This is a genomic window from Thiocapsa rosea (genome assembly GCF_003634315.1).
Classification (GTDB): Bacteria; Pseudomonadota; Gammaproteobacteria; order Chromatiales; family Chromatiaceae; genus Thiocapsa; species Thiocapsa rosea.
In genome coordinates, this window is the sequence record NZ_RBXL01000001.1 from 2675945 (window position 1) to 2689162 (window position 13218).

At 61.3% G+C, this 13218-nt stretch carries 10 protein-coding genes and 1 pseudogene; 1 reads left to right on the forward strand and 10 read right to left on the reverse strand.

Annotated features, from left to right (window positions below):
* Positions 1–177: 177 nt before the first annotated feature.
* Positions 178–1551 carry an AlbA family DNA-binding domain-containing protein gene (locus BDD21_RS11865; protein WP_120797351.1) on the reverse strand — a complete coding sequence of 458 codons (1374 nt, stop codon included), beginning with the start codon at positions 1549–1551 and terminating at the stop codon, positions 178–180.
* Between the two features lie 372 nt (positions 1552–1923).
* Positions 1924–2637: a methylamine utilization protein MauJ gene (gene mauJ, locus BDD21_RS27450; protein ID WP_147431065.1), complete on the reverse strand. Its 714-nt coding sequence runs from the start codon at positions 2635–2637 to the stop codon at positions 1924–1926.
* Positions 2638–3300: 663 nt separating this feature from the next.
* On the opposite strand from mauJ, the gene BDD21_RS11880 reads away from it, so the two are divergent.
* Positions 3301–4953: a DUF6399 domain-containing protein gene (locus BDD21_RS11880; protein ID WP_120797354.1), complete on the forward strand. Its 1653-nt coding sequence runs from the start codon at positions 3301–3303 to the stop codon at positions 4951–4953.
* A gap of 596 nt (positions 4954–5549) precedes the next feature.
* On the opposite strand, the pseudogene BDD21_RS29205 reads toward BDD21_RS11880, so the two are convergent.
* The 8 genes and pseudogenes from BDD21_RS29205 to BDD21_RS11925 all read right to left on the reverse strand — a co-directional run.
* Positions 5550–6368: pseudogene (locus BDD21_RS29205) on the reverse strand (IS91 family transposase); the annotation flags it as partial.
* Between the two features lie 329 nt (positions 6369–6697).
* Positions 6698–7087: a type II toxin-antitoxin system VapC family toxin gene (locus BDD21_RS11895; protein WP_120797355.1), complete on the reverse strand. Its 390-nt coding sequence runs from the start codon at positions 7085–7087 to the stop codon at positions 6698–6700.
* The gene (locus BDD21_RS11900) at positions 7068–7403 is read right to left on the reverse strand and encodes an AbrB/MazE/SpoVT family DNA-binding domain-containing protein (protein ID WP_245969552.1); all 336 of its coding nucleotides are present in this window, start codon (positions 7401–7403) and stop codon (positions 7068–7070) included. The genes BDD21_RS11895 and BDD21_RS11900 overlap by 20 nt, the downstream gene beginning before the upstream one ends.
* 124 nt (positions 7404–7527) lie before the next feature.
* Positions 7528–8502: a VanZ family protein gene (locus tag BDD21_RS28260; protein WP_211335038.1), complete on the reverse strand. Its 975-nt coding sequence runs from the start codon at positions 8500–8502 to the stop codon at positions 7528–7530.
* A 41-nt stretch (positions 8503–8543) separates the two neighbouring features.
* The gene (locus tag BDD21_RS11910; RefSeq protein WP_120797356.1) at positions 8544–9788 is read right to left on the reverse strand and encodes a hypothetical protein; all 1245 of its coding nucleotides are present in this window, start codon (positions 9786–9788) and stop codon (positions 8544–8546) included.
* Positions 9785–10258 (reverse strand): thioredoxin family protein, encoded by a 474-nt coding sequence (locus BDD21_RS11915; protein WP_120797357.1) that lies wholly within the window; start codon positions 10256–10258, stop codon positions 9785–9787. The genes BDD21_RS11910 and BDD21_RS11915 overlap by 4 nt, the downstream gene beginning before the upstream one ends.
* Before the next feature lie 213 nt (positions 10259–10471).
* The gene (locus tag BDD21_RS11920; RefSeq protein ID WP_120797358.1) at positions 10472–11917 is read right to left on the reverse strand and encodes a TrkH family potassium uptake protein; all 1446 of its coding nucleotides are present in this window, start codon (positions 11915–11917) and stop codon (positions 10472–10474) included.
* Between the two features lie 87 nt (positions 11918–12004).
* Entirely contained in the window at positions 12005–13117 is a 1113-nt protein-coding gene (locus BDD21_RS11925) for a glycosyltransferase (protein ID WP_120797359.1), read from the reverse strand.
* Between the last annotated feature and the right edge of the window lie 101 nt (positions 13118–13218).

Genomic DNA, 13218 nt, shown 5'->3' on the forward strand with positions numbered 1-13218 from the left:
TAAGTGGTCGGCGATTTCTTATCTTCATCTTCCCGCGCGGGCTTTCAGTTAAGTAAACTGTCCCCGGAACTCAACTGCGGAACTGCATTTCAAGAGCTAACGCTTCACATCAGCCGGCCGTGAGGAGCGCTAGCTACGAACGGATCGGCTGTATGTGATTGTTATACATTTTTCGCATTAACCTCGCAGGTTAACGATTGATTCAATATCGAGCACATATACACCGTCTTCTCTTATTTTGGCGACAGGTATCTTGTCATGATCGATGCCGAACCACTCGAACACTGAGCAGAATACATTAAAAGCCAGTTCGTCGTCTTGTGCTTCTAAGTCTTGCCTGGGCACATTAATTACCATATCAGAAGATGGTGCTTCTTTCGACATCCCGATATAGTTCAAACTCCTAAGTCTATACGCCTTCCCGTTCTGCGTGATATTGCTGAAAGATAAGCGGAAACCTGCATTCTCTGGGGGAGGTTCTGCAAGTCTCAATATATATTTAGAAAGTCTTGAGAAAAGAGAAATTACCTCTATTAGAGCGATTGGGTTTATATTCGGAATGTCATCGTTCGATGAGTATCTGCCCCAAGACAAATAATCTTTATCTGCGCTAACAACAGCAATGATTACTCCGTCTCTCCAAACATCAAGAGAAAGCGCTCCCGGCTCAACAGCTCTTCTTAATAGTCCTCGAATTGGCTTGGAAAGCCTGGAAGTTCTTAGATCCCATCCGCTATCTCGATATCTTGGCGGCTGGTCTATCAACTTTACTACAGCGTCATTTTGACCTCGAAAAAGAGTTGGTATGTCTACGCGCTGAGAAGGAAAACATGCGATCGACAAATAAGCCCGTCCTTTGAGGTCGGCAGCCTCTGCGCATTCCCGTATTCTTTCCTCGACAACGCCATCAATAGTTCTTGCATAATCTTCCTCGCCTTGCTTTCTATCCTTGATATTCCTTTCCATCAATAATGATTCGATGCTACTCAAACGATTCGATAATTCAATTGTGTTCTCTGCAAACGAAAGAAGAGAGTGAATTCCTTGCGGAGTTCGATGCGAAACGGCATCTCTTCTCCTCTCAAATATACCTACAACATTCCCGTATACGTTATCCTCGTCGTCTATATTTCGAATGACAAGATATGGTTTTGATGCTTGCTCTTGAACCGGTACCGCTATTGAAAAGAGCCCCTTTCCTACATCCTGCAAAGCGTCATGCCAATCAATCCGAACGTTTTGTATATGAGGAAAGACCCACTTTTCGATTGTTTCAAACAACTTGTCACGATCAAAGAACGATCTCGCAAACGGGCGAACCTTGTCTACAATATCGAGCTTTTGATTTAAGTCTTTTTTAGTCTTGATGCCAACAACTATGCAGCCTCCATCAGAATTGGCTAATGCTGAAACATCTTTTGCCAATTCATGCTGTTGCTTTGTTTGCTGAAGGTCGTAAGGCTGAGATTTAAACTCAAGCCGATGCGACTCGGCAATTCCAAGAAGATCGTTAAAACGAGATTCGCTCAAGATTTTTTCTATCTCAGCCATTTGCGCATATTTCGCGAAATATTCTGTTGCATAACGGTAATCCTAAAACGACCCGGACGGCGCGCCCGCCGATGCTTCCCAAACGCGCCGAACTCGAACGCGCTGGCCGGGGTCGCTTTTGAGGGTGCGGTTAGGCATGTTGTTCTCTTCTGCTTGTTCGGCGGTTGCGGAGCATTAAAGTAAACTGTCCCCGGAACTCCGCAATGGCGAGCCACAAACGCCGCGAGGCGAGGTCGTCGTCGGCATCCGAGTCCATGGCTCTCGGCCTCGCAGAAGCTATTTTCTATCCAGCCACGCCTCCACGATACCGGGCTCGTCCAACAAACGGTTCAGATCGTCGCTCGCTGCGCTCGGACGATCTAACCCTAGTCGTTATGCGGATAGTTGTTCTGGCACATAAACGACACGACCATCCTCTTGAACTACCTTCCGTAACAGTTCAGTCTTCGGAGAGCCACCCTCGCGCAGGCTCTTCCAGTACGAGCTATCGGACAATACGCCGAACTCCGTCTCAATAAACAACGCTGCGAGTTCTCTCATGAGCTTTAGATCGCCTTCCATCCGTCGCCTATCAGTATAGCTGTCTGGATTCACTAAAGGTGTCCCGTGTGCATGTGCAACAGCGCACCGCCCCTCTTCATAGAGGTACCTTCCGACATCCGCTTCGGCTTTCTGAACCTCAACCAAACGATCGAGAGCCGGGCGATACCAAATGCGGTGAAGATTGTCATTAATCCAATTCTTCTGAGCCGCCCCGCCGCCGTGGTGAATGTTCAAGACCTTGAAGTAGCTGAGGAAAGCGAACGGCGCGGAGTTGACGGACATACCTTCCCGGAACAAGCCCAGTGCCAAATCTGCTTCTTGGTTGTCTGCAGCGGGAAGATAGATGAAATCCCAAGGTTCAACCTGAGCCCATCCTGAACGCTGGTAAGTACCTTGACCAAGTCGTCCTGGTTTTTCAGGGAAATTTGATCCGACCGCAAATAACTCAACTACTCCCCCGTTATGTGACCATGCAAGCCGGCTGAGAAATCTACTTGCAACCGTGCCCCATACTTCGAAGGATGTACCATTCGTATCAAACACTGACACCGTAGCGGTCAGTTCCGCTTCATCATCTGGACCTTGGCGGCGAGGCTGGAGAACAACCCTATAACCCTCGAACGGGATCTCGACTTGCCGATTAGGCCACGAGAAACCGGGAGAAACCGCAAGATCAAGGCATCTCATTGTGCACCAGCATCACTGTAATCCGCATAACGCCCCGCATCACCGGGAACTTGGGGCGCGCAGCAGAGTAAATTGTCCCAGTGCATGCGCTTGTTATTCATCATCTGCCTTGTTATTTAAGTTTGACTGTTCAAAAAAATGCATTGTACAAATACAGAAGTAACCAACAAACCAAAGTGGCAATAATTGCGCCTTGTTTGCCACCCAGTTCGAATCCTAGACCTGCAATAGCAATCACTCCTCCAATTAAGGCAGCATACATGAATGCAAATTGAATTACGGGATGGCGCGCTATGCCTTTGGAAAAACCGTGCTTTGAAATCGACGCGCGGCCTTGATCATCGGTTGGTCCAAAACCGCGTGTTTCGGTAGGCGATCAAGCACCCTGAAGGAGTGGCAGGAGCGCCGGGGAGGCGTACCCTTGGAAGTGCAAACTGACCGAGGGAAACGCCGTTGTCCGATGCTCCTGCCTGTGTCGACTCTAGTGCAGATCGACGCCCCACGCCAATCCACGATCGCTTGGATCGCGCCAAGCACCTGCATGCGGTGGCGCAAGCCCGGCAGGATGGGCAGAGTCAACGCGCGGCGGTCAGCGGCGCCGGCGTGGCGCGCAGCACCCTGCGTCACTGGAACGCGTCCCCTGCGCCATCGGCGCCGGCGGCGCTGTCGGCCTTCGTCGAGACGCCCGAGGGCGTGGTGTGGCTGCGCCGGATTCTGGTTGCCGCGCACTGGAGCATCGGCGAGCAGGGCGGCGCGGGCGTGCGCGTGGTCTGCGATTTTCTCGAGCGCAGTGGGCTGTCGGCATTCATCGGCGCCTCCTACGGCACGCAGCAGGCGTTCCATGCCGGCTTGGAGGAGCAGATCGTCACCGCCGCCACCGAACTGCGCGGGACGCTGGCCCAAGCCATGCCCCATCGCACACTGAGCATCGCCGAAGATGAGACGTGGAAAGACGGCATGCGTTTGGTGAGTATCGATGCGGTCTCGAACTTCATCCTGCTCGAGCACAGGAGCGATGAGCGCTCGGCGGCGGCCTGGACACGGGCGCTCGAGGGTGGACTCGAGGGGCTGAATGTCACGGTGGTGCAAGGCACCAGCGATGAGGCCAAAGGGCTGTTGGCCCATGTCGAGCGCGATCTGGGCGCACACCATGCCACGGACCTGTTTCATCTGCAGCATGAGGTCAGTCAGGCGATGAGTCTGTCGCTGAAGCGCGCCGAGCAACAGGCCGAGACGGCGGAGGCCGAGGCGAAGGCGCGCTGGCAAGACGCATGCGCCGCCGAGCAGGCCTATCATCGGCGCCGCCATGGCCCGGGACGCCCGCCGGCGTTCGCCGCGCGCATCGATGAGGCGCTGAGCGCCTCCGTCCAAGCCAGCCTCGCGCGCGAGCAGGCCCACGCGCACCGCGCCGAGGCCAAAGCCCTGATCGGCGCCTTCGGCGAGGTCGATCATCCCTACGAGATCCAACAGGGACAGGCGCAAACCCCCGAGCAGTTGGAGGCGCGTCTGGGGACGCTGTTTACGCGCCTGGAGGCGATCGCCGAGGAGGCGGATCTGTCCGAGCGCCTGCGCGCACATCTGGCCAAGGCGAAGCGCCTGACTCAAAGCCTCGTCGCCACGCTGACCTTCTTCTTCATGATGGTCAACACCCGGGTGCAGGCGCTGGACTTGGCACCGGCCATCGAGCAGGCGATGCTCGACGACCTGATCCCGGCGCTTTATCTGGAGCGCGTCGCCGCACGCAGCACCCGCGCCGAGCCCCGTCATCGACTCCGGGCACTGAGTGCGCAGCGTCTCGCCCCGCTGAGGCAGCCCTCGCACCCGATCCAGTCGCTGGATCCGCAGACCCGTCACCATCTCGAGCAGGTCGCCGGGGAGTGTGCCGATCTGTTCCAGCGCAGCAGCTCCTGTGTCGAGGGACGCAACGGCTTCCTCGCGCTCTATCAGCATGGGCATCACCGAATCAGCCCGCGCAAGCAGCAGGTCTTGACCGCCCTGCACAACTTTGCGATCAAGCGGCCCGACGGCACCACGGCCGCCGAGCGCTTCTTCGCTCAACCCCACCCATCCTTGTTCGAGCAGGTGCTCGAGCGCATGCCCTGGCCCGCCCGACCGGCCCGACGACGACCGCGCCCGGCAAGGCAGCCTTACCTCGTTCCTGTGGCGGCTTAGCAACAGTGGACCAATCGATGATCAAGGCCCGACGCGCTAAGAGACAGTAAAAGTAAACCAAACAAAGCCAACCCTGTTAACCCGCCAAAGAAATTACAGATTGGGGAATGGCACGATCCTCCGCGTGATTGTGCAAGAACCAAGTTCGGAAGAAAAACTAGGGCAATAAATACCCAACTTTGATGCAACGTTAATTTCATTGGGGCCATCGAAAATGCATAACGAATAAGCATTTATCCGTCGTGCGCGTCGCAGTGCTCCCTGATGTCGGGGAGACGCTCGTCGCGCACGGCGGATAAATGTGCGTTGGACTGATCCGATCCCGGTGCGACGGCGATGGATGCGCGCCTCAACCTATAGATGGGAAATCGGCTCGGCCTGGGGTGTTGTCGCCGCGCACTGGCCCCCGGCCCCGACGCCGGGTGCTATGCGGTCGTCGGCAGGTTCCCGGACGGATGCCGATCGGGCTCTGCAGCCGCGGTATGAGGGAGAGTTTAGGCGATTTTCCTCCGCCGGGACGAGCGCGATCGCAGGCCGCATGCGACGTGTCCGCAATCCAAGGCGTCACGAGCAAGTCAAAGCGTGCGCGGGGGCGTTCAGCCTCCTTCTGCACGCCCCGTCGGGGCGAGGTGCCCGCGCACCTGCAGCTTCCCGGTTGGGCACTTGGGGCAGGGATAGCCGTCGAACCGTGCCGCCGGCGTTTCCTGCGCGGAGGCCTCGGGCGGCGGGGCGCTCAGCGCCGTGCGCATCTCGGCCAAGCGCCGCGCCCGACAGCGGTTGGCCAGAAAGCCGAAGTGGCGCACCCGCATGAACCCTTTCGGCAGGACATGCAGCAGGAAGCGACGGATCAACTCCTCCGCGGTGAGGGTCATCACCTTGCGCCGGTCGCCGTCGCGGTAGTCCTTGTAGCTCAACTGCACCGACGCCCCGTCGAAGTCCACCAGACGCCGGTCCGACAGCGCGATGCGATGGCTGTAGCGACCCAGATAGTTGACCACGGTGTCGGTCCGCGCCAGGCAGGGCTTGGAGTAGACCACCCAGTCGGCCGCCATTAAGGTCTCGAGGATCCGATCCAGACTGAACTCGCTGTAGAGCTCGATGCTGCGTCCGACGTCCACGACCACGACGAACGGCGGGCGGCCCTCGGCGGCAGGGAGGGCGCGCACGTACTGCACCGCCTGACCGTGGGCGCGCAGCATGGCCTTGTCCCAGCCGCCGGTATCCAGACTCAGGCCGGTCTGCTTGCATTCGAGCACATAGCAGGTGCGCCGGTAGAGGTCGATGAAGCCGTGGCTCTCGGTCCCGTCGCCGTGCTGGAAGACGACGCGGCGCTCGAAGCAATAGGCGTTGTCGTGGGTGTCCTGCCGGGCCGGGTCCGGCTGGGGCAGCCCGAGGAGCGCGCACAGCTCGGTCAGGAAGAGTTGGTAGTTGGCGCGCTCGGTGCCGGTCGCGCCCGCCCAGCGGGCGATGAAGGTGTCGATGAGGTCGGGCGAGAGACCGTCGTCCTCGGGCGGGTCATTCAGGATCAGGGTGTCGTTGGTCTCGTCCGTGGCCATGCCGGTGGGTTCCTTGGTCGGTGGTGCGGGGGGCGTTCGAGTGGATGATACCTGTAGCGATCGTTGGGGGCAGCGGCGTCGGACGCAGAAATTCGCTCTCGCTCACGCTCAGTCCGGTCTGGGGGGGTCTTCCGCAATCGACGGCGGTTCTGCATTCTTCCGCCAGCGTCGTTCCCGCAACGCAGCGGTCAAACCGCGACAATCCCCTTCGCTTGAAGTCTCTGCGCGAGCTGAATCAGCTTCTCATCGAAGGTTGCAAATTCGATCGCCTTTGTGCTGCCGGCGAGATGCAGTGCATCGGCAAAATCCATACCCTGCTCATGCCAGTCGAGCGCCGTGGCGACAACGCCGATCGTTTCGACCTCGACCTGTTGAAGCCCGATGACTTTTCGCAAAGCACACACGACGGTCTCACGGGAGAGCTTGTAGGAGAACCTGAGCGCCCACTCGGTTTCCAGCAGCACCGTCTTGGTGAGATAAATACGCTCCCGCTCGAAGAGCGCGACGGCTCTCGGACTCTGCTCCGGATCGTCATTGGTGAGAATCCGCACGACGACGCTAGTATCGACTGCGAGCATGTCTTTCGCTGACTCCCAGGGCGATTGCGTCTTCCATGTCATCCAAGGATTTGGTCGGACCTCGGTAACCCGCGCAGCCCACCACGTCACTGAGCACGGTTGTCGGGACGGGCTTCTTTGGCCTTAAAACAATGCTGTCCGGACATTCCTCGATCTCGAACTCGGTCCCCACCGGCCAGTGATACTGTTCCCGAATGACCTTGGGCAGTATGACCTGTCCCTTGCTGGAAAGACGTGTTGTTTCCATGATGTTGTCGACAATCGATACCCACGAAACGTAAGACATGATCTTACTCAGAGCGAAGGACTCAAGCAAGATAGGCCGTCCGCAGAGCGGGAAACCGGGGGAGAACCGGGCGGCGGTCGTCGGAGAAAGCGGCAAAGAGCCACGTCGATGGTGCCCACGCTCGACGCTTCCGGAGCCGACGGGGGATTTGCATTCAGGCGCTTGCGCCGCTCCGAATTGCCAGCCGCGCGAGATAGGCTCCGACCCCGGCGCCGATGGTATTGAGGACGAGATCGGTGACCGAGGGGTGGCGGGGAAGCAGGATCTGCAGGGTCTCGATCGAGAGGCTCAAGGCCGCTCCGAGGAACATGATGTGCACGACGGAGAGGCGGCGTCCGAAGAAGAGCATGAGCAGGACGCCGAAGGGGATGAATCCGAAGAAGTTGACGTAGATGTCGGGGTCCGCGTAGTAGGGCCTTGGGCGATCAAGGTCCCAAGGATGGAGTGATCTTATCTCCCACCAGCCTTCGGGGAGCACGATCTCGGCCGGGTTCAGAACATCGATGATGCGGCCGTCGATGTCGACCGAAACCGTGCGAATCTCGCCGGTCCATGCCCGCCCATAGGGCAGCTCGTTGCCCATCGCCAGGACGTAGCTCGGATTCCATCGCGCGAACGGCGACCCGGACAGTGCCAGATCGAAACGGGGCTTGTCGTCGACCACCAATTCCAGGCGATCGCGCGCGACTCGAACGCGGATCTCGTGCCAAGCGGCGTTGTGAAAGAGATCGGCCACGCGAAACGCCGGGGTGCCGTTCTCGTCCGATCCCGGGCGACGCACCCGGAGAATGAGATCCGCCCCTTCCTGGCCGAGTGTCAGGTTGCGATGCGAGGTCCCGTCGGAGACGGTGAAAATACGCGCCGGCCCCTGTTGATCGGTATCGTCGGTGCGGGCGACGACCAGCACCTCGAGCGCATTCGCGTTCTGTATGCCGTTCAACCAGTCCGGAGCGCCGGGGGTGCGTGCGATGCCGACCCCGCGAAACGATACGGTTCCGTCAGGCATGCGTTCGGCCTGATTCACGACATGCTTCGGAGGTGCGAAGGTGAAGGGGTAAAGGCCCACTGCCCAGTAGACGAGCAGAAGCAGAATCAGGATCAGTGCTTTGGTTGAGTTGCGGCTTTGCATCTCACGCGTTTCCTTCCGATATGGATCAGGATGTCCGGACGTCAGTCGGATCGTCGGCCGAAGCGGTATTGGATGCGGGTCGGGCCGCCCTTGGTCTCGCGTGTCACCCAGGCGGCGTGAAGGTTGCCGGCCTCGTCCAGGGCGATGGACGGATGGCCCTGCTCCTCGGGGCCGGAGGCTCCGGGAAGCGGCAGATCCTCGCTCCAGGTGCCGTCGGCATACCAGCTCAGGAGGATATCGCCCTGTCCTTCGCGCTCGTCGGTCCAGGCGACGACGAGCGTGCCGTCTGGGTGGCCGGCGGTGCTGACGTGCCATTGCGCGGACAGCTCGCTGAAGTCGTCCTGGACCCGTTCGTTCGGGCCGAATCCGTCCGGTCCGAAGTGCGCGGCATAGACGTCGTAGCCGTGACGGAAGTTGCGTTTGTCCTCCCAAGCGGCGAGCAGGCGATCGGCGCCGTAGGGTGCGACCGCGACGCGTGCGACGCCGTGGCCTGCACCGAAGGGCATCTCGGGACCGGGCGGGTCCTCGCTGATTCGCACCGGCGGATCGAAACTGCAGGGCTGACCGGGTGCGCTTGCCGTGGCCATGATGATGGTGTGACCGGGACGGCGGTCCTCCCAGGCGACGACGAGCCGTTCGCCGACCTGCGCGGCGGTCGGGAAGAGTTGGTCCGCGACCGGGGCGAGTGCGTCCGCCGGACAGCGCGCGTCCACCGTCAGGCCGAGCGCGCCGTCGCGGTCGAACGTCGCCGTCATGATCCGTCCGACGCCGGTCTGCCGATCAGACCAGACCGCGACGAGATCCCCGTTGGAGGCATCGAGGCTGACCTGTGCTCCTTTGGGGCTGAGCTCCACGGATGGTCCGAGCCCCTCCGGGGTTGCGAGCCGCATGAGGATCCGTCCGTCCTCTTCCCAGGCAACGGCGAAGCGACGTTCGGGCAGGGCGGCGACGGCGGGCTCGAAGGCTTCGCCTTCGCCGCTGACCTGGATCGCGCGGGCAAAGACGGCCGTTTCCGAATCCTTCAGCGCAAGGTAAGCGTGAGGGGTGCCAGCGTGCTCGTCGTCCCAGACCACGGCGACCGTCCCGTCGGAGACCACAAGGCCGCGTCGCCCCGCGGACGACATCTGGTGAAAAACGCCCGCGGAGGTCCCGACCACCTCGATCGGCGGTTCATCGAATATCCAGGGCTGCGCCGCGAGCGCCCCCGAGGCCGTCGCCCAGGCCAGACCGGCAACGAGCGCCCGGACGAGCGAGGCGCGGCCCGGACGTTTTGCGCACCGGCTCACGAGGCACCTGCGGCGGCGAGTGCCGCTTGGATCTTGTCGTCGGCGTCGAGCAGATCCTCGGCCCTTTGCACGCCCACTAGACGCAGCACCGTCTCCCCGTCAGGTGTCATGAATGAAAAGACGGGCGTGACGAAGGCGTCGTATCGGGTCCCGAGCTCGCGCTCCGTGATGCGCTCCCCGCTGGGCAGGCGCAGGCGCTCGCCGCTCTCGGCATCGACATAGGCGAGTGCGTAATGCGCGGTGTAACGCTCTCGCACCTGCCCGTCGGAGAATGCCTCCTTGTTGGTTTTCTCGCAGTAGCCGCAGCCATAGCGGCCGAAGTAGACGAACAAGGGTTTGCCCTCGTCGTGGGCCTGTTGCATGGCCTGGTCGAAGGGCTTGAAGGGGTAGCCGTCCGGTGCCTCGGCGTGGGCTGCGGCGGCGGAGATCAGGAGAAGGACGAGGAGGGCCGATCGAGCGAATCGGGGCATGGTTCAAGCTCCCGCGAGTACGATGAATGAGGTTGCGTACCGGAACCTTAGCAAAAGCCAGTGCGGACCGGCACCCGGGGCTTGATTGCAACTCCGGCTATCGCGTTGCGTGGGTGCCTGGAGGATGGGTTTCGCTGCGCTCTACCCATCCTACGGGTTTTGGTCGTTTTTGAATCGTTCCGAAGGGCTCGGTGAGTCGAGATGATCGGGCGGTCAACGCCGCCAAAAGGCCGGCGAGAGGATCACCAGGATGGTCAGGATCTCCAGACGCCCGAGCAGCATGGCGACGACGCCGAGCAACTTGCCCAGATCGCTGACCGATTGGAAGGTGAGGGCGACCTCGCCGAGACCCGGACCCAGATTGTTCAGACAGGTGGCGACGGCGCTGAAGGCATCCAGCGGGGCGAGGCCGGCGTGGATCATCAAAAGTGTCAAGGTTGCGACCGCAAAGGTATAGAGCGCGAAAAAGCCCCAGACCGAGCGTGCGAGCCGCGGGTCGACGATGCGTCGGCCCAAGCGCAGCGGGAGGATGGCGTGCGGATGGATCAGTTGGCGCACCTCTTGGGCGCCTTGCTTGACCATCAGCAGGACGCGCATCACCTTCATCCCGCCGGCGGTCGAGCCGCCGCAGCCGCCGACGAAGCTGATGTAGATCAACAGGAGCGGGAGGAAATCCGGCCAGTGGGCGAAGTCGACGGTCCCGAACCCGGTGCTGGTGACGATGGAGACCACCTCGAAGGAGGCATCGCGCAGACTGGCATGAATCCGGTCGTAGGGGCCTTCCAGGTAGAGGATCAGACCGACCAGCGCGACCATGGCGAGCACGAAGCCGAGGAAGGTCCTGGCCTCGGTATCGTGCAGATATTGCAGCGGATTGCGATTGAGCCAGACCAGGTAATGGACGCCGAAGTTGATGGCGGCCAAGAGCATAAAAACGACGGCCACCGCCTCGACGGCAGGGCTTGCGAAATAGCCCATGCTGGCGTCGTGGGTCGAGAAGCCGCCGGTCGATACTGTCGATAGGCTATGGGCGACGGCATCGAACGGCGTCATCCCCGCAAGCCAATAACCGCCGGCGCAGGCGAGCGTGAGTGCGAAATAGATCAGCCAGAGTGCGCGTGCCGTTTGGGTCAGGCGCGGGGTCAGCTTCTCCTCTTTGAGCGGCCCCGGCGCCTCGGCCCGGTAGAGCTGCATCCCGCCGATGCCCAGCATGGGCATGACCGCGACCCCGAGCACGATGAGCCCCATCCCGCCGAACCACTGCAGCTGCTGGCGGTAGAAGAGCAGCGAGCGCGGCATGGTGTCCAGACCGTCGATCACGGTGGCACCCGTGGTGGTGATCCCGGAGGTGGATTCGAATAGGGCATCGACCGGCGAGAGACCGAAGCCGTTCATCAGCGGCCAAGCACCCAGGATGCTCAGCAGCACCCAGAAGAGTGTCACGACCAGATAACCGTCACCCACGCTGAGTTCGCGTGAGCGGCGCCGACCGATCAGCCAGAGGAAAGCGCCGCCCGCGAGCGAGCCGACCATCGGCCAGAGGAAGTGCGCGACCTCCGCTTCCCGATACCAGACACCCACCAGGATCGGACCGATCAAGGTGATGCCGAAGATCAGGGCATAGATCCCGACGATCCGGCCGACCAGGACCAAGTTCATGGGTGCTCCGGAGCGCCTGCTTGGATGACGGCAAGGGAGCGGGTACGGGGTCGCACGGGGTGTGCGGAATGAGCCGGGCGAGCAGACTCAGCGGGCGACACCGAGCACCTCCAGATAGCGCTCGGCGCTGCGTTCCTGCGTATAGTCGGAGACGGCGGAACGCAGCGTCTCTGGGGGCAACGGATGCTCCAAGGTGCGCTGTATCGCATCGGCGAGCGCATCGACATCACCGACCGGCACCAGCGGCCCATAGCGTCCGCCGTCCAGGAGCTCGAACGGGCCGCTCGGGCAATCGGTCGAGACGACGGGGACGCCGAGCGCCATGGCCTCGGTCAGGACATTGGGCGAGCCCTCCCAGGCGGAGGACAGCACGAACAGACGGGCACGCGCCAGAAAGGCATAGGGATTGTCGTGAAAGCCGAGCAGCGCGACGCAGTCGTTTAAACCGAGTTCCCCGATCAGCGTCTCCAGCTTGGCTCGGCCGCCGCCCTCGCCGAGAATCGCGAGTCTGCAATCGATGTCCCGCGGCAGCCGCGCGAAGGCATGGATCAGCGTCGGAAAGTCCTTTTGACGCTGCAGGCGCCCTGCGCCCAGGATCAGCGGCGGTTCGCCCGGCGCGAGCCAGGGGTGCGGACAGGGCTCGGCGGCCAAGCCGTTCAGCTCCGGCGTGATGACCGGGTTGCGGATCACGCTGATCTTCTCGCTCGGCAGGCGGGCAATCCGGGCGGTATCCTGCGCAACGCCTTCGGAGACGGCGACGATGTGATCGATCCGCGGGTAGAGCAGACGGATCGGGGTATAGCGTAGCCAACGCTCGAATCCGGTCCTTTCGGCCATCGCCGCGGAGAGGTGCGTGCCCAAACGCATCACCAGGCGGGTGTCCGTGCCGGCCAGCGCCCGCGCCAGCACCGCGGCCCGGCCGGCGCGATCCTTCGCTGCCAGGAGGGCTGCGGGGCGACGGCGCCGAAGATACCGGGCGAGCGCCGGGGCAGCGAGCGCACTGTGGCGGGTCCCCAATTCAATCCGGTTGACCTCGTCCGGGAGCCGGGCGAGATGTGGACCGGAGGCGCGCATCAATACCAGATCCACGGGCTGACTCAGGTCAAGGACACCGCGGATGAGGTTGACGAGCATGTGCTCGACCCCGCCGGCACCCGAGAAGGATGCAAAGACGGCGATGGGTGGCTTGATGCTCGGCATAAAGGTCTCTCGCGGAGGATGATGTCGGCCCGTTCGGGCGCCCGCCGAGTGCACCGGAACGGGTCGATCAGCGGTGGCATTGCGGTCGGGGCGCCGGCGAA